Annotated in this window: 19 protein-coding genes; 7 read left to right on the forward strand and 12 right to left on the reverse strand. The window is 68.4% G+C overall.

Annotated elements, in window-relative coordinates; all coding sequences use genetic code 11:
- Positions 1–40: 40 nt before the first annotated feature.
- Entirely contained in the window at positions 41–274 is a 234-nt protein-coding gene (locus MLE18_RS07285; protein ID WP_243368786.1) for a hypothetical protein, read from the reverse strand.
- 177 nt (positions 275–451) lie between these two features.
- Here MLE18_RS07285 and MLE18_RS07290 point away from each other — a divergent pair, with 177 nt between their 5' ends.
- A complete protein-coding gene (locus MLE18_RS07290) occupies positions 452–2,050 on the forward strand; it encodes a lytic transglycosylase domain-containing protein (RefSeq protein WP_243368788.1) in 1,599 nt (532 codons plus the stop codon).
- Positions 2,051–2,152: 102 nt separating this feature from the next.
- On the opposite strand, the gene MLE18_RS07295 is transcribed toward MLE18_RS07290, so the two are convergent.
- The 9 genes from MLE18_RS07295 to MLE18_RS07335 form a co-directional block, all read right to left on the reverse strand.
- The gene (locus MLE18_RS07295; protein ID WP_243368790.1) at positions 2,153–2,698 is read right to left on the reverse strand and encodes a hypothetical protein; all 546 of its coding nucleotides are present in this window, start codon (positions 2,696–2,698) and stop codon (positions 2,153–2,155) included.
- Between the two features lies 1 nt (position 2,699).
- The gene (locus tag MLE18_RS07300) at positions 2,700–3,227 is read right to left on the reverse strand and encodes a hypothetical protein (protein WP_243368792.1); all 528 of its coding nucleotides are present in this window, start codon (positions 3,225–3,227) and stop codon (positions 2,700–2,702) included.
- A 311-nt stretch (positions 3,228–3,538) separates the two neighbouring features.
- Positions 3,539–4,387: a shikimate dehydrogenase gene (aroE, locus tag MLE18_RS07305; RefSeq protein ID WP_243368794.1), complete on the reverse strand. Its 849-nt coding sequence runs from the start codon at positions 4,385–4,387 to the stop codon at positions 3,539–3,541.
- Entirely contained in the window at positions 4,374–4,916 is a 543-nt protein-coding gene (locus MLE18_RS07310; protein ID WP_243438215.1) for a 2-oxoacid:acceptor oxidoreductase family protein, read from the reverse strand. Before MLE18_RS07310 ends, aroE begins: the two co-directional genes overlap by 14 nt.
- Positions 4,910–5,671, reverse strand: a complete 762-nt coding sequence (locus MLE18_RS07315) for a thiamine pyrophosphate-dependent enzyme (RefSeq protein ID WP_243368796.1) — start codon at positions 5,669–5,671, stop codon at positions 4,910–4,912. Before MLE18_RS07315 ends, MLE18_RS07310 begins: the two co-directional genes overlap by 7 nt.
- Entirely contained in the window at positions 5,668–6,738 is a 1,071-nt protein-coding gene (locus MLE18_RS07320) for a 3-methyl-2-oxobutanoate dehydrogenase subunit VorB (RefSeq protein WP_243438137.1), read from the reverse strand. Before MLE18_RS07320 ends, MLE18_RS07315 begins: the two co-directional genes overlap by 4 nt.
- A complete protein-coding gene (locus MLE18_RS07325) occupies positions 6,735–6,971 on the reverse strand; it encodes a 4Fe-4S dicluster domain-containing protein (RefSeq protein ID WP_243438138.1) in 237 nt (78 codons plus the stop codon). The genes MLE18_RS07320 and MLE18_RS07325 overlap by 4 nt, the downstream gene beginning before the upstream one ends.
- A gap of 34 nt (positions 6,972–7,005) precedes the next feature.
- Complete coding sequence (gene queA / locus MLE18_RS07330) at positions 7,006–8,103, reverse strand: tRNA preQ1(34) S-adenosylmethionine ribosyltransferase-isomerase QueA (protein ID WP_336605568.1); 1,098 nt, start codon at positions 8,101–8,103, stop codon at positions 7,006–7,008.
- Entirely contained in the window at positions 8,100–8,798 is a 699-nt protein-coding gene (locus MLE18_RS07335; RefSeq protein ID WP_243438139.1) for a glycosyltransferase family 2 protein, read from the reverse strand. Before MLE18_RS07335 ends, queA begins: the two co-directional genes overlap by 4 nt.
- Before the next feature lie 116 nt (positions 8,799–8,914).
- Between MLE18_RS07335 and MLE18_RS07340 the strand changes: the two genes are divergently transcribed.
- The 4 genes from MLE18_RS07340 to MLE18_RS07355 all read left to right on the forward strand — a co-directional run bounded on the left by MLE18_RS07340 (position 8,915) and on the right by MLE18_RS07355 (position 19,886).
- The gene (locus tag MLE18_RS07340) at positions 8,915–14,419 is read left to right on the forward strand and encodes an alpha-2-macroglobulin family protein (RefSeq protein WP_243438140.1); all 5,505 of its coding nucleotides are present in this window, start codon (positions 8,915–8,917) and stop codon (positions 14,417–14,419) included.
- A 155-nt stretch (positions 14,420–14,574) separates the two neighbouring features.
- The gene (pbpC, locus tag MLE18_RS07345) at positions 14,575–16,869 is read left to right on the forward strand and encodes a penicillin-binding protein 1C (protein WP_243438141.1); all 2,295 of its coding nucleotides are present in this window, start codon (positions 14,575–14,577) and stop codon (positions 16,867–16,869) included.
- A 184-nt stretch (positions 16,870–17,053) separates the two neighbouring features.
- A complete protein-coding gene (truA, locus tag MLE18_RS07350; RefSeq protein ID WP_243438142.1) occupies positions 17,054–17,920 on the forward strand; it encodes a tRNA pseudouridine(38-40) synthase TruA in 867 nt (288 codons plus the stop codon).
- Positions 17,817–19,886, forward strand: a complete 2,070-nt coding sequence (locus tag MLE18_RS07355) for a hypothetical protein (protein ID WP_243438143.1) — start codon at positions 17,817–17,819, stop codon at positions 19,884–19,886. The genes truA and MLE18_RS07355 overlap by 104 nt, the downstream gene beginning before the upstream one ends.
- 577 nt (positions 19,887–20,463) lie before the next feature.
- Here MLE18_RS07355 and MLE18_RS07360 read toward each other — a convergent pair.
- Entirely contained in the window at positions 20,464–21,042 is a 579-nt protein-coding gene (locus MLE18_RS07360; RefSeq protein ID WP_243438144.1) for a hypothetical protein, read from the reverse strand.
- A 59-nt stretch (positions 21,043–21,101) separates the two neighbouring features.
- Positions 21,102–21,419 (reverse strand): hypothetical protein, encoded by a 318-nt coding sequence (locus MLE18_RS07365; RefSeq protein WP_243438145.1) that lies wholly within the window; start codon positions 21,417–21,419, stop codon positions 21,102–21,104.
- 396 nt (positions 21,420–21,815) lie between these two features.
- On the opposite strand from MLE18_RS07365, the gene panC reads away from it, so the two are divergent.
- Together panC and metK are read left to right on the forward strand one after the other, a co-directional pair.
- Positions 21,816–22,661: a pantoate--beta-alanine ligase gene (panC, locus tag MLE18_RS07370; RefSeq protein ID WP_243438146.1), complete on the forward strand. Its 846-nt coding sequence runs from the start codon at positions 21,816–21,818 to the stop codon at positions 22,659–22,661.
- A gap of 129 nt (positions 22,662–22,790) precedes the next feature.
- Entirely contained in the window at positions 22,791–23,960 is a 1,170-nt protein-coding gene (gene metK / locus MLE18_RS07375; RefSeq protein ID WP_243438147.1) for a methionine adenosyltransferase, read from the forward strand.
- Positions 23,961–24,108 lie beyond the last annotated feature (148 nt).

Raw genomic sequence — 24,108 nt, forward strand, 5'->3', positions numbered from 1 at the left:
GGCGCACCGCCCCGGCAGGACCCTCTGCGGAAAGACGCGGCTAGAAACGCATGGCCGAGGAGTATCCCCGCGCCTTCATGCAATTGGCCGTGGCGTCGTCAACGGCGATGTTCTTGCCCGGAGTGTAGTGCTCCAGGCTGCCCAGGGAATAACAGTCCTGATAGTCGGCCGCGGCCTGTTCACGGGTTGCTCCCTGCTTCGAATAGGGCGGGCTGGCGCAGGCGGCCAGGCTGGCGAGGGCGGAGAGCAGCAGGATGATACGCAACGTACGCATGGCGGGCTCCTTGATAGTCGATGCCTTTCTGGTTAGAGCAAGGTGGGCTGGGAGTCAACGCGGCCGATGCGGCGCTGGTGCGCCGGAATCGCGCCGCAGTGCTGCCCGGCCGCATTGCGGCGCATGGGCAACAACTTGAAATCACGCGCAAGGTTCCGTACTTGCAAGGAGCGGGCGTTGCATTTCACCTTCAAGGGTACGACCATGCTCAAGCGGCTCCTCCTTCCCCTGTGCCCCCCAGCCCTGGCGCTGATGCTGGCCCTGGCGCTGGCGCTGACCGGGTGCGCGCCTTCCCCAAAGAGCGTCGGACACGGCTCGCGCTCCAACCTGGAGCCGGAGATCACCGGCCTCGAGGCCCTGAGCCAGAGCCGGGGACGCCCCCTGACCCCCGCCGAGAAGCAGGCCCTCGACTCCCGCCAGGAGATGACCTTCAGGCTCACTCCCGAGGAAACCGAGGAGATGCGCCTGTTCTTCCAGTACTTCACCCGCGACAAGCGCGACACCGTGCAGCGCTGGATGCTGCGCAGCGAGCCCCACCTGGAGTACGTGCGCGCGGTCATGGCCAGCCACCGCCTGCCGCAGGACCTGCTGGCCCTGCCCTACATCGAGTCCGGCTACAACGTGCTGGCCGTGTCGCACTCCGGGGCGGTGGGCATGTGGCAGTTCATGCCCGCCACGGGCCGGCGCTTCGGCCTCACCGTGGACTGGTGGCTGGACGAGAGGCGCGACCCCTACCTGGCCACCGTGGCCGCCGCCCGCTACCTCAAGGCCCTGCACCAGCAGTTCGGGGACTGGCAGCTGGCCCTGGCCGCCTACAACGCGGGCGAGGGCAGCATCTCCCGGGCCATGGCCTCCACGGGCACCCAGAACTTCAACAGCCTGGCCAAGTCCTCGAGCCCCCTCAAGGACGAGACCAAGCACTACGTTCCCAAGTTCATGGCCATGCTCAAGATCGTGCGCAACGCCAAGCGCCTGGGCTTCAACGCCCCGGACCTGACCGCCTCCAAGGACCTGCAGGAGGTGCGCGTGCCCGCCGGGTCGGACCTCTCGGGCCTGGCCTCCAACCTGGGGCTCTCCTGGGAGCAGTTCCACGCCCTCAACCCGGCCTACCGCAGGCAGGTGAGCCCGCCGGACCGCACCACGGCCGCCTGGGTGCCCAAGAACTCGGCCCGGTCGGCCCTGGCCTTCCTGCAGAACCCTTCGGGCCAGGGCGGCGGCTCCAGCCGCCTGGCCGCCCCCGGGGACACCTGGTGGAACCTCTCCCGCCAGACCAACATCCCGGCCAGCGTGCTGCGCGAGGCCAACGGCAACAAGGACGCCCCGGCCCCGGGCAAGCCCGTCCTGATCCCCCTGGCGGCCTGTTCGCTGGACAACGGCACGCCCGCGCCCGAACCCGCCCCGAAGTACGCCAAGGCGGGCGGCACCCAGGGCGGCAAGGCGGCGGCATCGCAGCCATCCTACTCGTCAGGCCCCGCGCCGGCCCCCGCCTCCAGCCAGCCCACGCTCTACGTGGTGCGCAAGGGCGACACCCTGGAGAGCGTGGCAGGGAAGACCGGCGTGGCCGTCCAGGAGCTCATCAGCTTCAACAAGGCCAACCCCAAGGACGCCCTGGTGCCCGGCACCCCGCTGCTCATCCCTGTGCGCGGGCAGGCTCCGGCGCCCGCGCCTTCACCGGTCGCCTCGCAGGCCCCGGCCTCACCCGCCTCGAAAGACGCAGGCGGCACCGGGCTGGACCCCAACCCCAAGTACAAGATCATCAAGCGCACCGGCATTTGAGCCGAAGCGGAGCGGAGAGAAAGAAGAAGGCCCCGGGAGCGATCCCGGGGCCTTGTTTTGGCGGATCAATCATCCGGCCTCGCGGGGCCGGTGCGAGTCGATCTATTGCGCAGCGTCGACATGGATCAACAGCCTCTCCTGCACCTCCTGGCCGTCCGCAGTGATGGAGAGGAGCAGCCCCACATCCCCGACGAACGGGGTATTCCATATCCTGTCGTTCCATCCCACCAGCGCATACGGAAAGACGACCTTTCGCAGCACACCCTTGGAAGGGATGATGTCTGGCTGTATCTGGCCGCAATCCTTTTCGATCTCCTTTCCTCCCTTGAATTGGAAGCCGCAGCGCTCTTTGCATTCGTAAAGGAACTTGGATTTCCCCCAATCCACGGCGATATCGCTGTGGTGGAGGTTGGTGATGGAGATTTCAAGGGCGTTGAACGCCTGTTTGCAGTCAGGGTGCACTTTCCCTGCCGTGAGCGGTGTCATGTAAGCCGAGAAAAATGCGTTCGTAACGGGATTGCGAGGACTTCCCGAGAAGTATCCCATGCGGGTCTGTTCATTGCTGGGCCAGAACCTCTTCCGCTCACTGGTTCCCAGGCAGAAGACGGAACACAACAGCAAGAGCAGGGTCCATCGCAACGCGTTCATGTTACCTCCCGCGGTGGATGAGCCACATTATCGTGTAGGCCATGAGGCATCCGGCTCCTGCCGAAGCCAGGTCCAACGGGTCGAAGCGATCGCAGCTGAACCGGCCGGAAACGGTGATCCGTTGCGCCCACTGAAGCACCTCGAAGCAGGCCAGCATCAGAAAGGCACCGGCGCAGAGCCTGGCGGATTCCCCAGGTTTGAAGAGCGGAGCGACGAGGAGCGGGGCGCCGCAGGCCGCCGCGAACGAGGGGAAGGACGCCCAGATAAGGTATCCCAAGCCTGCCGAATGCGGGCCGAGCACCATGCCGGAAGGAAGTACCAGCCCCTTCATGCCCAGTAGCTGGAAGACAAGGACGTTCTCTATGCGCCTGAACAAGGCGTAATGCAGCACGCCAAGGCCAAGAATGCCAAGGCCGAGGCCCACGAGAGCCACATTTGCGCCGCTGAAGGCGAAGCTCCGGGTGAGCCAGGGCGCATTTGAAGGGTTCTGGATGGGGATGGCCGGGTTGCCGCTATCCGTCGGGTTCACATCGTCCTCACGGGTTGCCAGTGGGATGAAAAGCATTGTGCGGAACAAAGTTGGTTTTGTCGATAGCTAATTGTGCATATCGTGCGGATGCGCCGTGCGCCTCGCTGTGACGTTTCAGACGGGTTTGGGGGGCGTATCCAGTCTTATGGGATACGAGCGATGGAGAGCGGGGGCATCCTGACTGGCGGCCGGGGTAACGGCCCTGGGCGGGATTCCTGCCGGCGCGGGACAGGATGCTGCGCCGGGGTGCTTTCAGTAGAGGGAAATGCCGGCCATTTCCCGCGCCCGTGCGCGGAGAAGGCTGGCGAAGGCTATGCGCCGAGCGCCCGCAGCAGCAGGGCCTTGGCCTCGTCCAGGGGCAGGTCCAGCCCGGTCCAGAGCTTGAACTGGGCCGCGCCCTGGCCCGCGAACATCGCCAGCCCGTCGATGACGGACGCGCCGCGCTCCCGGGCCTGGAGCAGGAAGGGGGTGAGCAGGGGGTTGTAGACGATGTCGTAGGCGATGTGCCTTGGCGTCCAGTATTCGGCGGGCATGGGCGAGAGCCCGTCGCCCTTGCCGGACATGCCCACGGGCGTGGTGTTCACCACCAGTTGGGCGTCGAAATCGGCTCTTTCCTCCCAAGGGATGGCCTGAACACCGAAGGTTTCGGCCAGGGCCAGGGCGCGCTCGAAGGTCCTGTTGGCCATGGCCACCCGGGCCACGCCCAGTTCGTTCAGGCCCGCAAGCACGGCCTTGGCCGCGCCCCCGGCACCCAACACCAAAACGCTTTCAGGCGTGCTGGGCAGTCCCAGGAGCGGCGCGCAGAATCCGGCCACGTCGGTGTTGTGGCCCACCAGCCGCCCGGCTCCGGGCTCGCCCTCCCAGACCAGGGTGTTCACCGCGCCCACGCTGCCGGCCAGCGGGTCCACCGCGTCCAGCAGGGGCATCACGGCCTCCTTGTGGGGGATGGTCACCGAGAGGCCGCATACGGGCATGGTCCGCACGGCGCGGATGAAATCCTCCAGGCGCTCGGGCGGGGTGGGGAAGGCCACGTAGGCCGCGGCCACGCCCATGCGCGCGAAGCCCCAGTTGTGCAGCAGCGGCGAGAGCGTCTGGCCCAGGGGGTGCCCGATAATGCCGTAGAGCAGCCTGGGCGGTACGGCGCTCTCAGGCGGCGTCATACCCGGCCTGCAGGGCCTCGGCGTTCTTGGGGATCAGGTGGCCGTAGTGGGCGGGCACCACATGGGTGAGGGCCTGCTTGAGCCGCTCCAGGGGCAGCGCGCCCGTTGCCTTCACGAAGGCCCCCATGGCCACCATGTTCACCATGCGCGCGTTGCCCACCTTCTCGGCGATGTCGTTGCAGGGCACGCCCACCACCTTGATCCGCGCGGAGTCGGCCAGGGCCGGGTCCGCCAGGGAGGAGTTGACCACCACGGTGCCCCCGTCGGCCAGCTGGACCTGGAACTTTTCCAGCGAGGGCCTGTTCAGGGCCACCACGTTCTGCGGGCGGCGGATGATGGGGGAGCCGATCTCCTCGTCGGAGAGCACCACGGTGCAGTTGGCGGTGCCGCCGCGCATCTCCGGCCCGTAGACGGGCATGAACGTCACGTTGAGGCCGTGCTCCATGGCGGCGTAGGCCAGAAGCGTCCCGGCCAGGACCACGCCCTGGCCGCCGAACCCGGCGATGATAACGTCGGCGTACATCAGCAGGCTCCCGCGTTTTTGGCGATGTCCTTGAAGACCCCCAGGGGGAAGGTGGGGATGATGGCGGCCTCGATGTGCTCGTTGGCCTGCACCGGGGTCATTTTCCAGTTGGTGGGGCAGGTGGCCAGAAGCTCCACGAAGCCCATGCCCTGGCCCGCCAGCTGCACCTCGAAGGCGCGGCGGATGGCCTTGCGGGCCTGGGCCAGGTGCTTGACGTTGTTGAGCGCCACCCGGGCGGAGAAGGCCACGCCGCCGAGCCCGGCCACGATCTCGGCCATGCGGAAGGGCGAACCCTCGGTGCTGGCGCAACGGCCCGCCGGGCTGGTGGTGGTCTTCTGGCCCACCAGGGTGGTGGGGGCCATCTGGCCGCCGGTCATGCCGTAGACGGTGTTGTTGACGAACACCACGGTGATGCGCTCGCCCCGGTTGGCCGCGTGCATGATCTCGGCCATGCCGATGGAGGCCAGGTCGCCGTCGCCCTGGTAGGTGAAGACCACCTTGTCCGGGCTCACGCGCTTGACGCCCGTGGCCGTGGCCGGGGCGCGGCCGTGGGGGGCCTCGACGGAGTCGAAGCGCAGGTAGTTGTACAGGAAGACCGAGCAGCCGATGGAGGTGACCATGATGGTCTTCTCCGCCAGCTTCTCGGCGTCGAGGTATTCGGCCACCATGCGGTGGGCCACGCCGTGCTGGCACCCGGGGCAGTAGTGCGTGGGGGTGACGGCCACGGAGGGGGTGCGGGTGAAGGCCAGGGTCTCGCTCATTTGGAGCCTCCGGTGAGGGCGGCCTCGATGGCGGCCTCGTATTCGTCCGGCGTGGGGATGGTGCCGGAGAGGGTGCCGTGGAAGGCGCTGTCCGCGATGCCGCACACGGCCAGGCGCACGTCGTCGAGCATCTGGCCCATGTTGTGCTCGATGGTCAGCAGGCGCTTGCCCTGCCTGGCCAGGTCGGCGATGGCCTCGGACGGGAAGGGGAAGAGCGTGATGGGCCTCAGCAGGCCGACCTTGAGCCCCCGGGCGCGCAGCTTGCGGATGGAGGATTTGACGATGCGCGCGATGGAGCCGAAGGAGACCACCACCAGCTCGGCGTCGTCCGTCATGAAGGATTCGCACCGCGTGAGGGAGGACATGGCCTCGAACTTGGCGCGCAGCCGCTGGTTCACGGCGGTGAGCAGGCCCTCGGCCAGGAACAGGGAGCGGAACACGCGCTGTTCGCGCCCTTTCGCGCCGCTCAGGCCCCAATCGGCCGATTCGGCCGGGTCGGCGGGCCTGGGTTCGCCTCGCGTGATGGGCTCCTTCATCTGGCCCAGGATCGCGTCGCCCAGGATCATCACCGGGGTGCGGAAGCGGAAGGCGATGTCGAAGGCCTCGCGGGTCAGGTCGTAGGCTTCCTGGCAGGTGGAGGGCGCCAGCACCGGGGTGCGGTAGTCGCCGTGGCCGCCGCCGCGCGTGGCCTGGAAGTAGTCGCCCTGGGCGGTGTTGATGTCGCCCAGGCCGGGGCCGCCGCGCATCATGTTCACCACCACGCAGGGTGTCTCGCTGGCCGCCATGTAGGAGAAGGACTCCTGCATGAGCGACACGCCGGGGCTTGAGGACGAGGTCATGGCCCGCGCGCCCGTGGCGGCCGCGCCCAGCACCATGTTGATGGCCGCCATCTCGCTCTCGGCCTGGACGAACGCGCCCCCGGCCTTGGGCAGATGCAGGCTCATGAACTCGGGAATCTCGTTCTGGGGCGTGATGGGGTAGCCGAAATAGCCCTTGAGCCCGGCGTCGATGGCCCCCATGGACACGGCCTCGTTGCCTTTGACGAAGATGCGGCCGTCGGCGCTCATCGGCTGGCCTCCTTGGCTTTGACGGTGCGCCAGACCACGATGGCCAGGTCGGGGCACATCTGGGCGCAGGCGGTGCAGCCGGTGCACTCTTCAGCGAGCTCCGGGGCGCACTCGGCCACCTTGTATCCTTGCGCGTTCATGCGCGCGGACTGGCGGAGTATGTTCTTGGGGCAGACAACGGTGCAAAGCAGACAGCCTTTGCAACGCTCCTCGTCGAGGACGATTCGTGACATCGGGCAGACTCCCTTGGTGTCGGGTTTGGCCGCGTCAGCGGATGAGCATGGCGTCGCCGTAAGAAAAGAAACGGTATCCCTCGAGCACGGCACGGGCGTAGGCGCTAAAAATCGCCTCCCTGCCGGCCAAGGCCGCGACCATAATCACTAGGCTCGAACCGGGCAAATGAAAATTGGTGACCATTGCGTCAACTATACCGAACCGGTAGCCGGGAGTGATAAAAATGTCAGTCCACCCGGCGAAGGGGCCGACGCCCCCCAGGGCCTGGAAGGAGCCCTCCAGGGCCCGGGCCGAGGTGGTGCCCACGGCCACCACGGGGCGGCCCTGGGCCTTGGCCTCGCGGATCTGCTCGGCGGTCTCGGCGGGCACCTCGGCGAATTCGGCGTGCATCCGGTGCTCGCGGATGTCCTCGGCGCGAACTGGGCTGAAGGTGCCGTAGCCCACATGCAGGCTCACCTCGGCCCAGCCGAAGCCCCGGGCGGCCAGGTCCGCCCGGAGTTCGGGCGTGAAGTGCAGCCCGGCCGTGGGCGCGGCCACGGAGCCGCGCTTGTCCTGCCGGGAGTGCAGGGTCTGGTAGCGGGCGCGGTCCGCCTCGGAGTCGGGGCGCTGGATGTAGGGCGGCAGGGGCATGTGCCCGATGCGCTCGAACAACGCGGCCAGGTCGCCCCGCCAGTGCAGGCGCACCCGGCTGTGTCCGAAGTCGCCGCGTTCGATGACTTCAATTTCCAGGTCGGGGTCGAAAGTGAGGCGCTGGCCGGGCTTGGGCTTCTTGGAGGCGCGCAGCAGGCCGTGGGCCTCGGCGTGGAACCAGGAAGAGCCGGGGGTGCCCTCCGCCACGGGGGAGATCAGCGGCAGGGGCGTGAGCAGCAGGAACTCCACGGCCCCGCCCGTGGGCTTCCTGGCCAGCAGGCGCGCCGGGAGCACGCGGGAGTTGTTGGCCACCAGCAACGCTCCAGGCGGCAAATGCGCGCCCAGGTCCGCGAAGCGGGCCTCGCCCGACGCCCCACGGCCCCTCTCCACCAGCATCAGGCGCGAGGCGTCGCGCCGGGAGGCGGGCTCCTGGGCGATGAGGGCTTCGGGGAGGTCGAAGCGGTAGGCGTCGAGTCTGGTTTCGTCGGCCAATGTTTTCAGCGGCAGATGCCGAAGCGGAGGATCCAGTAGATGGCGGCCACGCCGTCGCGCCAGCCGATCTTCTTGCCCTCGTCGTAGGTGCGGCCGTAGTAGGCCACGGGCACCTCGTAGACGCGGGCCTTGAGCCGGGCGCACTTGGCGGTGAGCTCCGGCTCGATGCCGAAGCGGTCGCAGACCAGGTTCATGCGCGTCAGCAGGTCGCGCCGGAAGACCTTGTAGCAGACCTCCATGTCCGTGAGGTTGAGCCCCGTGAACACGTTGGACAGAAGCGTCAGGAAGCGGTTGGCCAGATAGTGCCAGAAGTAGAGCACCCGGTGCGTGCCGCCCAGGAAGCGCGAGCCGTACACCGCGTCGGCCCGGCCGCGCAGGATGGGGTCGAGCAGGTGCGGGTAGTCGGCAGGGTCGTACTCCAGGTCGGCGTCCTGGACGAGCACGATGTCCTTGGTGGCGGCGGCGAAGCCGGTGCGCAGGGCCGCGCCCTTGCCCCTGTTGCGGGGATGGTAGAGCACCGTGACCTTCTCAATGCCCTCCAGGGTGCGCAGCACGTCTCGCGTGCCGTCGGTGGAGAAGTCGTCCACCAGCACCACCTCGTCGACCGCCGGCTGCGCGAGCACCAGCTCCAGGATCTCGCGGATGGTGGCCTTCTCATTGTAGACGGGGATGACGACGGAGAGCGTCATGGCGAAGCCGTTCATAGGAGCCCCCCTTATGGTGAATGCCGTGGGGCGTCAAGGCGGCAGGGTTTCATGATCGTTGCGATATTTCGCCGGGATGGTATGCAGCGTGAAACAAGCCCCAAGCGGAGACACGCATGAGCCAGAACGGTCCCTCCTCCTCTCCCTCCTCGCTCAAGTCCCTCGTCATCGTGGTGTTGCTCCTCGTGGTGGGGGTGCAGGCCTACTTCCTTTGGGGGGGCAGGCAGTCCGCCCAGGAGCCAGCTCCGGCCCCGGCATCGGCCCCCGCGCAGCCCCAGGCCCCCGCGCAGCCCCAGGCCCCGGCGCAAGCTCCGGCCAAGGCGGTGCGCCAGGCTGAGGGGCAGCTCTCCTATTACCACACCTGGAACCGGCGGGACACGCTGCACATCATGTTCTCCAAGCCCGTGGGCGACACGGAGTACAACGGCCCCCTCTCCAAGCCCCCCTTCGAGATGGACCCGCCCGTGCCCGGCGAGTGGGTCTGGATGGGCCCCTACATACTGAGCTTCAAGACGGCCCAGAAGGGCGGGTTCAACCCCTCCGACTCCTACACGCTCACCGCCCGGCCCGAGAACTTCCTGCCCGTGGGCGAGACGCTCTCCGGGGCGCAGTCCTTCACGCTGCAGGGGCAGGCGCTCACCGCGTACGACTTCAGCGCCGAATCCGAGCCTGTGCCTGGCCGCCCGGGCTGGTACGTGATCAAGGGCACCATCCGCTTCAACGCCGACATCAAGCCCACCGACATGGCCGCCGCCGTGACCCTGGTGGACCCCAAGCTGGGGGCCGCCCAGCCCGTGCCCCTGGAGGTCGCCAAGGACCAGGGTTACGGCACCTCCGAACTGGCCTTCCAGAGCGCGCCCGTGCAGGGCGAGGCGAAGACGCGCATGTTCACCCTGCTGGTGGACAAGGCCAAGGCCCAGTCCGAAAAGGGCCTCAAGCTTGAGAAGCCCCTGGTCTACTCCATCGCCGTGTCCCACTCCGACACGCTCACCGTGGCCGCGCCCAAGCCCGTGGCGGGCGGCCAGGGCGGCTGGGAGCTGCCCTTCTCCGCCAAGGTGGACACCGAGGCCCTGCGCCGCAAGCTGGTGATCGAGCCCTCGGTCGATTCCTTCAGCATCGGCTCCGAGCGCGGGCGCAGCGTGGTTCTGGGCGGCGGCTTCAAGCCCGGAGCCACCTACACCCTGACCATCCCCGCCGGGGTCACGGCCCTGAACGGGGCCGCCCTGGCCAAGGACGCCCGCTTCACCTTCAAGGTGCCCGACCTCGCCCCCGCGTTGGGCTTCGCGCACCCGGGCATCTTCCTGCCGCGCAGCGGCTCGCGCAACGTGGAGCTGGAGTCCGTGAACGCGGGCAAGGCCAACGTGCGCATCGAGCGGGTGTTCCGCAACAACATCTTCTTCAGCCTGAGCTACTACGGGGATTCCACCTTCGAGAGCGAAGGCTACGAGGACGTGCTGCCCTACCTGGGCGACGAGATCGCCAGCTTCGCCGTGAACCTGAAGCGCCCTCGCAACGAGAAGCAGCTCACCCCCATGGACGTGGAGTCCCGCGTGAAGGACTCCGAGCCCGGGCTCTACCGCATCACGGTGGAGCAGGCCGAGGGCGGGACCGGCAGGCGCCAGAAGTGGCTCCTGATGACGGATCTGGGCGTGGCGGCCAAGCGCGGCCAGGACGACCTGCTGGTCTGGGTGGCCTCCTACAAGGACACCGCCCCCGTGGCCGGGGCGCGGGTGAAGGTGATCTCCACCAAGAACCAGGTGCTCTTCCAGGGCGTCACGGACAAGAACGGGCTCTGGCGCGCCACGGGGCTTGCCAGCCTGCCGCCCGAGCGCGAGCCCTTCATCGTGACCGTGGAGAAGGACGCCGACTACTCCTTCCTGCACTTCGACCGCTTCCGCACGGACATGACCGGCTTCGACGTCTCGGGCACGGGCGTGCCCGCCGTGGGCTACGTGAGCACCATCTGGGGCGAGCGCAACATCTACCGCCCCGGCGAGACCGTGAACGGCATCATGGCCGTGCGCGACCCGCAGCTCAAGGCGCCCCCGGCCGGGATGCCCGTGAAGCTGGTCTGGAGCGACCCCCAGGGCCGCGAGGTGGCCGTGGAGAACGTGAAGACCGACGCCCAGGGCCTGGCCGCGTTCACCCGCGTGATCCCCGCGCATTTCATGACCGGCGCCTACCTGATGGAGCCGCGCGTGGGCGACGAGTCCATCGGCCAGTACCGCTTCGAGGTGGAGGACTTCAAGCCCGACCGCATCAGCACCTCCATCGAGCCCGGCTCCGAGCGCGCCTCCCCCGGCGCGGACCTGGCCTTCACCGTGGAGTCACGCTACCTCTTCGGCGCCCCCGCCGCTGGCCTGGCCGCCGAGGCCCAGGTGATGCTCGTGCCCGCGCCGTTTACGCCCAAGGGCTTCGAGGAGTACACCTTCGGCGACCCGGACCGCTCCTTCGAGACCCAGGTCATCACCCTTGAGCCCGGCAACCTGGACGAGCAGGGCCGCCTGGGCTTCAAGGCGGCCATCCCGGACGGGCTCAAGCCCCCGGCGGCGCTCTCGGCGGTGATCACCGCGCGCGTCAGCGAGGCGGGCGGGCGCGGCGTGGCCGCCAGGCTCAAGATGCCCGTGGACGCCTACGCCGTGTACCCGGGCCTGAAGAAGCTGGGCGAGTCCGGCCTGACGCCGGGGCAGGCCCACGCCTTCGACTACGTGGTGGTGGACGGCATGGGCAAACCGGCCAAGTCCTCCGGGCTGCTGGCCGAATTCTTCGAGGACCGCTGGCAGACCGTGCTGCGCCGCGCCGACGACGGCTCCCTCAAGTACGAGACCAAGCGCGACTCCCGCCTGGTGGAGCGGCGCGAGCTGCCCAATCCGGGCGAGAAGGGCCAGGTGGCCTTCACCCCGCCCAAGGTTGGCTCCTACCGCGTGGTGCTCACGGACGTGGCCTCGGGCTCGGCCTCGCAGCTGAGCCTCTGGGCCTCGGGCGAGGGCTACAACCCCTGGGCCATGGAGAACCCGGCCAAGCTGGAGCTGGTGCCCTCCAAGGCCGACTACCTTGCGGGCGAGACGGCCCGCTTCCAGGTGCGCGCGCCCTTCGCGGGCAAGCTGCTGCTCACGGTGGAGTCCATCGGCGTGATGGACAGCTTCGTGGTGGACATGCCCTCCAACACAGCGGAGGTGAGCGTGCCCATGAAGCAGGGCTACAGCCCCAACGTGTACGTCACGGGCGTGCTGGTGCGTAAGGGCGGAGACATCCGTCCCGGCCAGGCCGGGCGCGCCTTCGGCACGGTCAGCGTGGGCGTGGCCCGCGAGGCCGGGCGCCAGAACGTGACCATCCTGGCCCCCGAGCTCATCAAGCCCAAGACCAAGCTGACCATCACGGCCAAGGCCGACCCCGGCGCGGTGGTGACCCTGGCCGCAGTTGACGAGGGCATCCTGCAGCTCATCGCCCAGAAAACCCCCGACCCCTGGGGCGAGCTGTACGCCAAGCGCAGCCTGGGCGTGACCTCCTTCGACACCTGGATGATGCTCCTGCCGGAAGTGAAGGCGCTCACGGGCAAGTCGCCCGCTGGCGGCGACGAGATGGGGCGCTACCTGCGCACCGAGTCGCCCCAGGGCGACAAGTCCGTGGCCTTCTGGTCCGGCCCGCTCAAGGCCGACACCCAGGGCCGCGTGCAGTGGACCATCGACGTGCCCCTGTTCCAGGGCGCGCTTCGGATCATGGCCGTGGCCGTGAACGGCAACCGCTTCGGCTCGAGCCAGCACTTCACCCGGGTCAGGAGCCCGCTGTCCATCCTGCCCACGTTCCCGCGCTTCGCCCAGCTGGGCGACGGGCTGCGCCTGCCCGTCACCGTGCGCAACGACACCGACAAGGACGGCAGCTTCCAACTGGCCCTGGCCGCGTCCGGGGCCGTGAGCAGCGCGGAGCAGCCCCGCACGCTGGACATCCCCAAGGGCAAGGACCGCACCGTGTTCCTGGCCGTCACCGCCGGAGCGCAGGAGGGCACGGGCACGCTTGCGCTATCGGCAACCGGCAACGGCGAAAGCTACGAGGTGCGCTCCGAGTTCCTGGTGCGCTCGCCGCTTCCGGCCGTGAGCCGCATACAGGCCGGGGCCAACGGGACAGGGCCAGTCGAGTTCGGGGAGGATGCCTCGGGCCTGCTGCCCGGCTCCGTCAGCCGGGATCTGCGCCTGGGCCGCTACCCCGTGGTGCGCTTCAGCGGCAAGCTGGAGAGCCTGCTGGGCTACCCCTACGGCTGCCTGGAGCAGAGCGTGTCGCGCAGCTTCCCTCTGCTGTACTTCGCCAACCTGGCGCGGGAGCTGGAGCCCGAGGCCCTGGCCAAGGCCTCGCCCGAGTCCCTGGTGCAGGTGGGCATCAGCCGGGTGTACTCCATGCAGCTGCCCTCGGGCGGGTTCGGGCTGTGGCCCGGGGCCCAGCGCGAGCACGCCTGGAGCTCGGTGTACGCCATCCACTTCCTGCTGGAGGCCTCCAAGGCGGGCTTCCAGGTCACAGGCCCGTCCATGACCCAGGCCCTGGAGTGGCTGGCGGACTTCGTCAAGCAGGAGCAGCCCGTGGGCCTCATCAAGGCCCAGGCCTACGGCCTGTACGTGCTGGCCCGGGCGGGCAAGCCGGACAAGGGCATGATGGACCACCTCACGGGCAAGCTCGCGGGCAAGCTGGGAGCCGACGCCAAGGCCCTGCTGGCGGCCGCCTACGTGGCCACGGGCAACGCCAAGGGCTCTGACAGGCTGCTCACGGGCCTGGGCCAGCCCGTTCCCGCGCCCGCGGCCGACGACATCCTGGATTCGCCGCTGCGCGCCCAGGCGCTCATGCTGGCCGCCCTGGTGGACGCCGCGCCGGATAATCCCGCGACCGCGCAGGCCGCGCGCGAGGTCTCCCGTCTGCTGGAGGCCAAGGGCCCCTGCTCCACGCAGGAGGCGGGCATGGCCTTCATGGCCCTGGGCAAGCTCTTCGCGCGCCAGCAGGCGGGCGAGCCCTGCACGGCCCAGGTCATGGCCGGGCAGAGCTCCCTGGCTGCCTACGACGGCGTGAAGACGCTCACGCTCAAGCGCATCAAGGCCGCGGGGCCGCTGCGCATCGCCACCGGGGCGGACTGCAAGCCCGGCGCGCTGTTCTACAGCCTGGATACGCGCGGCATCCCCGAGGCCTCCAGCTACGCGCCCTTCGCCAAGGGCCTGGAGGTCAAGCGGGAGTTCCTGGGCCGCGACGGCAAGCCCCTGGACGTGGCCAAGCTGCCCCAGGGCGCGCCGGTGGTGGTCAAGACCTCGGTGCGGGCCACGGCCGGGCCGGTGGCCCATGTGGTGCTCACCCAGCTGCTGCCCTCCGGGCTGGAGGTGGAGAACCCCAGGCTCGCCACCACGGACAAGCTGTCCTGGATGGAGTCCGAGCCCGCGCAGACTACCTACGCCGACTACCGGGCGGACCGGGTCAACGTGTTCCTGGACCTGCCGGGCGACAAGTGGGTGGACGTGTACACCCTGTGCCGGGCCGTGATTCCGGGAACCTACGCCCTGCCGCCCGTGCAGGCCGAGGCCATGTACGCCCCTGAGCTGCAGGCGGGCACGGCGCTCGGCAGGATCACGGTGGAAGGCGGGCAATGAAGCAAGGTTTGAGGGGAGGGGGCGGCGCGGACCGGACGCCCGCCGCCCCCCCCGCCTGTGGAAACCCACCCCCTGGCACCGGGCCGGAGGGGAGGCCGCGCTGGTGGCGGCCAGGCCGCAGCCCTGCCTCGGGGCGGCGAGCTTGGCGGACGGTCTTGGGCCTGGCGCTGGCCCTGCTGCTCATCTGTGGGGCTTCCTTCGCCGCGCTGGACGCCCTGTTCCCCTTTCCCTGGGAGCGGCTCGCGCCCCCTGCCTCCACGGTGGTGCTGGGCAACCGGGGCGAGCCCATCCGCTTCTTCCTGGCCAGGGACCAGGCCTGGCGCTTCCCCGTGGCGCTCGATGAAGTCTCCCCCATCTGCCTGGACACCCTGCTGGCCAGCGAGGACCGCTACTTCTTCAGCCACCCGGGCGTGAACCCGCTCTCCATCCTGCAGGCCGCGTTGGGCAACATCCAGGCCGGGCGCGTGGTGCGGGGCGGCTCCACCATCACCATGCAGGTGGCCCGGCTGGCCGAGCCCAAGCCGCGCTCCTACTGGGCCAAGGCCGTGGAGTGCTTCCGGGCCCTGCAGCTGGAGCTGCGCCTGAGCAAGCGCGAGATACTCAATCACTACGTGAACCTGGTGCCCTGCGGCGGCAACATCGTGGGCCTGGGCGCGGCCAGCTGGTTCTATTTCGGCAAGACGCCGGACAAGCTCTCCCTGGCGGAATCCGCCCTGCTGGCCGCCATCCCGCGCGCCCCGGGGCGCTACAACCCGGTGAAGCGCCCGGAGGCGGCCCAGGCCGCCCGCGACCGCGTGCTGGCCGCCGCCCTGGCCGTGGGCGCGGCCACGGCCGAGGAGGTGGAGCACGCCAGCGCCCAGGGCCTGCCCGAGCGGCTGCGCCGCCCGCCCCTGGTGGGGCCGCACCTGGCCCAGATGGCCGCCCCCGGGCGGGACCGCCCCGCGCGCGTGCGCACCACCCTGGACAGCCGCGTGCAGGAGCTGGCCCGCCAGGCCATGCGCTCCCGCCTGGTGGAGCTGCGCGCCCAGGGCGTGGAGAACGCCTCCGTGGTGGTGCTGGACTTGGCCAACCGCGAGGTGCTGGCCCTGGCGGGCTCGGCGGACTTCTTCGACGACGCCCACCACGGCAAGGTCAACGCGGCCACGGCCCCGCGCTCCCCCGGCTCGGCGCTCAAGCCCTTCCTCTACGCCCTGGCCTTCGAGAAGGGCCTCATCGCCCCAGAGAGCCTGCTGCTGGACATCCCCATCGCCACCGGCACCTACGACCCGCGCAACTACGACGGCAGCTACCGGGGCCGCGTGGAGGCCCAGGAGGCGCTGATCCACTCCCTCAACGCCCCGGCCGTGCGCCTGCTGGCGGACGTGGGCGCGGAGCCTTTCCACAGGCTGCTGGTCGACGGCGGGCTTCGCACGCTCACGCGGCCCACGGCGCATTACGGGCTGTCCCTGGTTCTTGGCGGCGGCGAGGTGAGCCTTCTGGACCTGACCAACCTCTACGCCACCCTGGCCCGGGGCGGCATGCACGGCCCGCCCTCGATCCTGGCGGACGGCCGCTCCCCGCGCGAGGCGCGGCTGCTCGGCCCCGAGGCCTGCGCCCTGGTCACGGGCATCATCTCGCGCCTGGAGCGCCCGGACCTGGCCGCTGGCGTGGAGAAGGCCCGGGGCGTGCCCGCCGTGGCCTGGAAGACGGGCACATCCTTCGGGCACCGCGACGCCTTCGCCCTGGGCTTCTCGGCCCGCTTGGCCGTGGGCGTGTGGGTGGGCAACGTTGACGGCCGCCCGGTGAAAGGCATCTCGGGCGCGCGCCAGGCCGCGCCCCTGCTCTTCGACGTGTTCCGCGCCCTGGAGCCCGACGGCATGGGCCTGCCCCGGACCGAGGGCCTGAACCTGGCCGAGGCCGAGGTCTGCGCCCTGTCGCGCCAGCTGCCCGGGCCGGACTGCGATAAGCGCGTGCGCATGAGCGTGATCCCGGGTGTGACGCGCCTGGAGCCCTGCCCGGTGCACCGGCGCGTGCTGGTGGACGCGGCCACGGGCTTGCGCGTCACGGGCGAGTGCCTCACGGGCCGCGAGGTGCGCCAGGAGCTGGTGACGCAGTTCCCGGCGGAGCTGACGGCATGGTGGCGCTCCGGGGGCATGCCCGCGCCGGGCCTGCCCGAGCCCAGCCCGGACTGCCCCGAGGCCATGGCCGGTCTGGGGCCGCGCATCACCTCGCCCAAGGCGCGGATGGTCTACCAGATCAGGCCGGACTCCCCGTCGGGCTTCCAGCGCGTGGGCCTGTGCGCCCAGGCCGGGGCCGACGCCGGGGCGCTGACTTGGTTCCAGGACGGCGCGCACGTGGCCGCGTCCCAAGTGGGGGAGACGGTGTTCCTGGAGCTGACCCCCGGGGCGCACAGGCTGGTGGTGGTGGACGCCCAGGGCCGCTCGGACGCGCTGCGCTACGAGGTGCAATAGGGTCGGCCCAGGCCCTGGCAGCGGGAGGAACGCCCCCAGCGAGGCCATGAACGCCCGCTGCGACGTCCCGGCCATGCCTGGCCGGAGAAAACCGCTACTTTTGTAATTGAATATCACTTTGCAACATTCGGGGGCGGGGCGCGACGTCTTCCCTCCGGGGCGGGGCCGGTGTAGGGGCAAGCCCATGACCAAGGACACCATCCGTCTGAAGTTCACCCTGGCCTACCAGGGCACGGAGTTCGCGGGCTGGCAGCTCCAGCCCGAGGGGCAGGGGCGCAGCGTGCAGGGCTGCCTGGAGCAGGCCCTGGAGCAGCTCTGCGGGCAGTTCGTGCGCGTGCACGGGGCCTCCCGCACGGATTCCGGGGTCCACGCCCTGGGCCAGCACGCCCACGCCGACATCCCCGCCGACCGGGCGCACCTGCCCTTCCGCCGCGCCCTCAACGCCCTGCTGCCCCGGGACGTCTCCGTGCTCGGCGTGGAGCGGGTCCCCGCCGATTTCCACTGCCGCATCCACTCCGTGCGCAAGTTCTACGCCTACACCCTCTGGCACGAGGCCGAGTTCATCCTGCCCCAGCGCAGGCCCTTCGTCTGGCGGGTGGGCCGCCTGGACACCCGGGCCATGCTGGAGGCGGCCAGCCTCCTCATCGGCACCCACGACTTCGCGGGCTTCCAGAACACCGGCACCCCCGTGCGGGACACCGTGCGCACCGTGGAGTCCATCGCGCCCCACCCCGGCCAGACCCCGCAGGAGACGGTCTGGCGCGTGACCGGGCCGGGCTTCCTCAAGCAGATGGTGCGCAACATCATGGGCTGCCTGGTGGAGGTGGGCAGGGGTAAAGCCAACGCGGACTTCGTCCGATCTCTCTTAGTTGAGAAGGACAGGAGCCTGGCCCCGGCCACGGCCCCGGCAAAGGGGCTGTGCCTGGAAGGCATGGAGTTCGCGTACCGTGAGCGATGTGAGGATCAATCCCGCGCAGGAGCAGAGCGCCCCGAGCTCGACCCAGGTGAAGAAAGCCTGGGCCACGAGGGAGGTGCTGCACCGCGAGGATGACTCCGCCGGGACCGGCGGCGGCCTTGCCATTTCAGACGCCGTTGGCGCCGGGCTGGAGCGCAGGCTCACGGATTTCGACCATGCCCTGGCGGCCTTCCAGTGGCCAGCCGGGCACACGCCCTGGTTCCAGGCCCGGCTGGTGACGGGGCCCGAAGCAGCCCGAGGCTATGCGTCTGGCGTGGCCCTGCAGGACGCCCAAGCCACGCCGGAGCTCAAGGCCTTCTCCAGCGGATTCCAGGCCTGGCAGGCCACGAGCCTGGCCCCGGGCAAGTATTCCTTCAATCTTTCGCTCGGCGGCAAGACCGAGAGCCTCAGCCTGGACGTGGGGGAAAACGACACCTGGGGCTCCGTGCTGGCCGGTGTGGCCGCACAGGTGAACCGCGCCGGGCTGCCCGTGCGCGCCGATGTAGCCTGGCAGAACGCCGCCTTCCAGCTCGGGCCGGACGTGTCCGGGGCGGGCTCAGTGCTGACCTTCTCCATCAACCCCGCCCGCAAGGACCAGGACCTCGCCCTGGCGGACACCTCCGGCGGCCTGCTCTCCAGGCTCGGCGTGCGGGCCTCGCAGAACGCCATGGGCCCGGCCAGTGAGGGGAACTACATATTCCAGGGGCTGCAGGGCGCCGCGCCCACCGTCTTCGGCTCAAACCCGGTGGACCCTGGCGCGGCTACCGCCCTGGCCGTGGGCAGGCACGACCTGGCCTTCGCCGTGGGTGACGCCGCGCAGCCCTCGTCCTACATTTCCAAGGCCTACGACCCCACCCAGGCCACCACACTGGCCGCCGGGACCTACTCATTCACCTCCACCTACGGCGGGGAGGCCCGCTCCCACTCCGTGAAGGTGCTCGCGGGCTGGACCTGGAACGACGTGCTCCAGGCCGTGCGCGCCGAGATCACCGGCTCCCCGGCCGTGCTGAACCTCGCCGCCCCGGCCGTGGCCGGCTCCAGCGGTTTCTCCCAGACCGGGGTGAGCGCCTCGGTGGACCCCTGGACCATCCCCTCGGCCACGTCATCCACCTCCACCAGCAGCGGCAGTTCGCTCACGGTCACGGGCGCGGCGGGGCAGGATTTCAGCCTCACGGACGGCACCGGCGGGCTGCTCTCGAACCTGGGCCTGACCACGAAGCTCACCGGCACGCCCGTGAGCTTCAACGTCTACGCGGGCGACACCTGGCGCGACGCCTACCAGCGCATGGCCGTGGCCCTGGGCGGTGCGCAGGATTCCTTCACGGCGGACATCAGAGAGACCTCCATCCCCTCCGCGGTGACTCCGGGCCTTGCGCTTACGCACCTGGGCATCACCTTGGAGCTTACCCAGCACAACCAGCGTATCGGCGAGCGCGTGAATCTTTCGGACGGACGAACCGGGGCGCTGTCGGCCACGGGGTTGCGGGCGCAGAGTCCGGGCGCTGACGGCCTGGCCATCATCAACGGCGCGCTCCACCGGTCGGAGAACAACCTCTTCAGCCAGGACCAGGGCCGGGTGATCCTGGGCCTGGAGCGCGAGAACGCCAATCCCCTGCCCCTGGCCGTGACTTCGGCGGTGGACGGGGTGGAGAAGGGCTGGAGCCGGGTCACGGAGGCCTGGAACTCGCTTGCCAAGTACTTAAGCGCCAACGCCGACGCGCTGGAACCCGCCGTGGGCGCGCGCCTGGAGGCCCCGCTCAAGGCCCAGGCCGCCAACCTTCGCTGGCTGGGCGTGAGCAACGCCGGGCGCAAGGGCCAGCTCTGGACCAACGCGAACACCTTCTGGCGCTCACTGGCCGCAAACAAGGACAAGGCCGAGGCAACGCTCTGGCAGGCTCCGGACGGCCTCATCCCGGCCTGGAGGCGAGCCGTGGAGGAGGTGCGCGGGGCCGGGGTGGCAAGCTGGCTCAAGCCCGCCACGGGCTTCGAGGCCCACCGCCCCAACCTGACCAGCGAGTTCCAGCTGGAGCAGAAGCACCGGCTGGTGAAACTGCTGGGGTGATGCCGATTGAGGTTGCTCCCGTTGTCCTTGTGAGTTATATATCTACCAGCAGATTTCGCCTTGGCTGTATTTGGTGCTGTTCGTTCACGGCAAATTGGTTTCTCTCTCGGTGAAGGTGGTGTGATGGGGGAAGATAAACTCCCGGTCTGGAAAAGGGTGGTTCTGAGCGTGATTCCGTTCCTGGCGGCGTTGCCGGTGAGCGCGCTGATCATCTACTGCATCAGGAGGTTTGTCCTGTGAGGGACATGTACTTTTCTGGAGATGATTATGTTTATTTTTTCGTGTCGCGGATGATACAGGCTACGATGATCTATCTGAGTATATATTACGGAGGCATTTCTCCGTGTGAATTTCCCGTGTGAGGTTTGCGATGAATGAAAATAATGATATGATTCGAGATTTTGTGATCTACGTTTTTGGGATCGTTGCCCTGTACTTTATCGTGTATAATAAGCACCTTGCAAATTGTGGCTGAGTGGTCCGTGGCAAGTGGGTCAGTATATGTGGGGATGGCTGGCACTCATGGCAGAGGGCTGGCCCAAAAGCCAGCCCCGTCTCCGAACGATGGACCTTAAAGCTACGGAGTATTCCCCTCCTTGGTCTGTGCATCTGGTTTCCGAGGTTCATATGATAACCACGGCCACCGGACGTGTTCATTGATTAAATCCTCGGCACCATAGCCGGCTGCCCATTGACTGAAGAGGTTGCCTGGGGTCACTGAACCGATAAGCGCCCCCGAAAAGCTGCTGACAGCCCCAGGAAGCGGTTTCCACCTCAGGTACGTGTCGTCCCCAAACCGGACGTCTCCATTCGGCAGGACCTCCGCCCAGGGCCGGACCTTCGGGGGCATCCCTTCCTGATGGATGCGCTGACCCGCTTCCCTGGCCTCCCGCTCCGCGGGTGTCTGGTACGATGGCGGATAGCCGGGATTGGCTTCCCTGGCTTCGCGCTCAAAGGGGCTCATGCCGTTCCCGACGTCTTGTTGTCCGCCGCTGACCGGTGAATCGGAGTTGCCGGTTTGCTGCCCGGCCGGTTGGACCCACAGGCCTCCCGGACCGTGTTCCTCCTGGGCGAACTGGCCCAGCGCCGTTTTGGGCGTATCGTCCGCAAGCCCGTTGTCCATCATGTAGTCGAGAGCGATGGTTTCGCTGCTCATCAGTATTCTCCTCTATGTCGCCGGATATTGCATCCGGGGCTCTGGTTGATGTCTTGGCGTTATGCGACGGAAAGCTCCAGATACCGAAGCAGGTCGCCTTCTCTCGCGCCTCCCGACTTGACCCGGCGGACAAGTTCTCTGCGTTCAGCCTGTTCGGCCTGAGTGAGCTTTCGGCTCTTAAGCCGATTCCCACTTTCCTCTGCGGCAAACCTTGCGCTGTCCTTTCCGCTGTGGAGGCGTTGGTGGTTCTCGATGATCACGGCGGCCTTGCGCAGATAGCTGTAAAGCGCCGTGAATTCCCTGATCTCGCGTGCCATGGCGGGCATAGCCAAACGCCTGATGGGCTCGGGGAGCTTGCCGAGGTAGTGCTCCATCACGTGCATGGTCCTCGCATACAGAGGGTCATGGGAACTCAACGCGCGGACCACAGTATGGTACGTGTGGTGTTTCAGGTTTCGAGTGGACCGCCCATTTCCTGAATGGACCTAGCCTGTGCCAAAGAGCCGGAGTGGATCGCAGTGTTGGGGTGTCTCAAGGGAATGCATGGTGTCTCCTGGAGTTGGTTTCCAGCCAAGGAATTGGCTGGTAACCGGGCATTGTAGTCAGAAAAAATCCACTGCACCCCATATAGGGCTATGTAGGGAACTTTCTTCTTGTTCGGGTATTTTCCTGCCAAGCCCCAACCGGTCGCGAGCCTGTTGCGGCTGAAGCCCCCTCGACACCCGCCCCGCGCGGGAGTAGAACCCGGCCACTCCACACCGGGAGGCATCCCCATGCAGATCATCACAGACCCCAAGGAATTCCAGTCCGTGTGCTGGTCCTGGCGGGGCCAGGGGCTTACCAGCGCCCTCGTCCCCACCATGGGCTTTTTGCACGCGGGCCACATATCGCTCTTCACCTGGGCCAGGGCCAACGCCGAGAAGGTGGCGGCCAGCATCTTTGTCAACCCCACCCAGTTCGGCCCCAATGAAGACCTGGACCGCTACCCCCGCGACCCCGAGGGCGACGCGGCCAAGGCCCGCGAGGCCGGGGTGGACGTGCTCTTCCTGCCCGAACCCGGGGCCATGTACCCCGAGGGCTTCGCCACCACGGTGAGCGTCGCGGGCCTGACCGAGGGGCTGTGCGGGGCGTCGCGCCCCGGCCACTTCGACGGCGTGGCCACGGTGGTCGCCAAATTGCTTCTGCTGGCCATGCCCACCACGGCGGTGTTCGGCCAGAAGGACTGGCAGCAGCTGGCCGTGATCCGGCGCATGGTGCGCGACCTGGACATCCCCGTGGCCATCGAGGGCCGCCCAATCTTCCGCGAGTCCGACGGCCTGGCCATGAGCTCGCGCAACGTCTACCTCTCCCCCCAGGACCGCGCCCTGGCCCCGCACGTGCAGAAGGGGCTCCAGGCCGCGCGCGCCTGGAAGGCCCAGGGAGTAACCTCCGCCCGGGAGCTGACCCAACGACTGACCGCCTATTATAAGGACGCCATCCCCACTGCCCGGCCGGACTACGTGGCCTGCGTGCATCCCGAGACCCTGGCCCCCCTGGAGGACGCTTCCGGCCCGGCGCTCATGGCGGTGGCCCTGTTCTTCCCTGGCGCGCGGCTGATCGACAACCTGTTGCTGGATTGAAAAAAAAGCCCGGAGGCATTTGACAAGGCTTCCGCAGTTGTGACACATGGCCTAGCGGCCTCATAGGCCGCTCCGCATGATTTGCCTTTATCGCCGCACCGGCGAATATATTCCCTGGGAGGAACCTTCATGTCCGCAGCCAAGGGCAAGTATCTCTTCACTTCCGAGTCCGTCACCGAGGGCCATCCCGACAAGGTGGCCGACCAGATTTCCGACGCCGTCCTGGACGTCATCTTCAAGCAGGACCCCGAAGCTCGCGTCGCATGCGAAACCCTGGTGACCACCGGCGTGGCCTTCATCGCGGGCGAGATCACCACCACCGCCTTCGCGGATTTCGCGGGCATCGTGCGCGAGACCGTGAAGAACGTGGGCTACAACAGCTCCCAGATGGGCTTCGACTGGGAGACCTGCGCCGTCATCTCCTCCGTGGACAAGCAGTCCGCCGACATCGCCCAGGGCGTTGACCGCACCAAGCCCGAGGAGCAGGGCGCAGGCGACCAGGGCATGATGTTCGGCTTCGCCGTCAACGAGACCGACACCCTGATGCCCGCCCCCATCTACTACGCGCACAAGCTCTCGCGCCGCCTGGCCTACGTCCGCAAGGAGAACATCCTGGGCTTCCTGCGCCCCGACGGCAAGACCCAGGTCTGCGTGGAGTACGAGAACGGCAAGCCCGCGCGCATCGACAACATCGTTGTCTCCTCCCAGCACGATGAGCACATCAGCTACGACGACCTCGTGGACGCCATCAAGCTGGAGGTCATCCACAAGGCCCTGCCGCCCGAGCTGCTGGACAAGAACACCAAGATCTACATCAACCCCACCGGCCGCTTCGTCATCGGCGGTCCCCTGGGCGACTGCGGCCTGACCGGGCGCAAGATCATCCAGGACACCTACGGCGGCATGGGCCACCACGGCGGCGGCGCCTTCTCCGGCAAGGACCCCTCCAAGGTGGACCGCTCCGCGGCCTACTTCGCCCGCTACGTGGCCAAGAACGTGGTCGCCTCCGGCGCGGCCGACCGCTGCGAAGTGCAGATCGCCTACGCCATCGGCGTGGCCGAGCCCGTCTCCGTGCTGGTGAGCACCCAGGGCTGCTCCCGTTTCAGCGACGCCGAGTTGACCAAGGCCGTGCGCGAAGTTTTCGACATGCGCCCCTACTTCGTCACCAAGCGCCTGGACCTCAAGCGCCCCATCTACGGGCTGACCTCCTGCTACGGCCACTTCGGCCGCGAGCTGCCCGAGTTCACCTGGGAGAAGACCGACGCCGTGGCCGACCTCAAGACCGCGCTGAAGATCTAGCTCCGCACCCGCCCCTTGAGCATCAAGCGCCCGGACGAAAGCCCGGGCGCTTTTTTGTTTCGGTGCCGCGCGACGGGGAAGGCTTGGGCGTGGTGGATTCCGGCCAGCGCCTGACGTATCGAGGCGTAACACATTCTCGCGAAGGGCA

Origin of the sequence: Fundidesulfovibrio soli (genome assembly GCF_022808695.1) — a bacterium.
GTDB classification, from domain to species: domain Bacteria; phylum Desulfobacterota; class Desulfovibrionia; order Desulfovibrionales; family Desulfovibrionaceae; genus Fundidesulfovibrio; species Fundidesulfovibrio soli.

Coding starts and splice junctions, on each gene's coding strand:
- aroE (WP_243368794.1), bottom strand. CDS start 4,387: ATGACGCCGCCTGAGAGCGCCGTACCGCCCAGGCTGCTCTACGGCATT.
- MLE18_RS07360 (WP_243438144.1), bottom strand. CDS start 21,042: ATGAGCAGCGAAACCATCGCTCTCGACTACATGATGGACAACGGGCTT.
- MLE18_RS07325 (WP_243438138.1), bottom strand. CDS start 6,971: ATGTCACGAATCGTCCTCGACGAGGAGCGTTGCAAAGGCTGTCTGCTT.
- MLE18_RS07320 (WP_243438137.1), bottom strand. CDS start 6,738: ATGAGCGCCGACGGCCGCATCTTCGTCAAAGGCAACGAGGCCGTGTCC.
- metK (WP_243438147.1), top strand. CDS start 22,791: ATGTCCGCAGCCAAGGGCAAGTATCTCTTCACTTCCGAGTCCGTCACC.
- MLE18_RS07295 (WP_243368790.1), bottom strand. CDS start 2,698: ATGAACGCGTTGCGATGGACCCTGCTCTTGCTGTTGTGTTCCGTCTTC.
- panC (WP_243438146.1), top strand. CDS start 21,816: ATGCAGATCATCACAGACCCCAAGGAATTCCAGTCCGTGTGCTGGTCC.
- MLE18_RS07285 (WP_243368786.1), bottom strand. CDS start 274: ATGCGTACGTTGCGTATCATCCTGCTGCTCTCCGCCCTCGCCAGCCTG.
- MLE18_RS07315 (WP_243368796.1), bottom strand. CDS start 5,671: ATGAGCGAGACCCTGGCCTTCACCCGCACCCCCTCCGTGGCCGTCACC.
- MLE18_RS07335 (WP_243438139.1), bottom strand. CDS start 8,798: ATGAACGGCTTCGCCATGACGCTCTCCGTCGTCATCCCCGTCTACAAT.
- truA (WP_243438142.1), top strand. CDS start 17,054: ATGACCAAGGACACCATCCGTCTGAAGTTCACCCTGGCCTACCAGGGC.
- MLE18_RS07340 (WP_243438140.1), top strand. CDS start 8,915: ATGAGCCAGAACGGTCCCTCCTCCTCTCCCTCCTCGCTCAAGTCCCTC.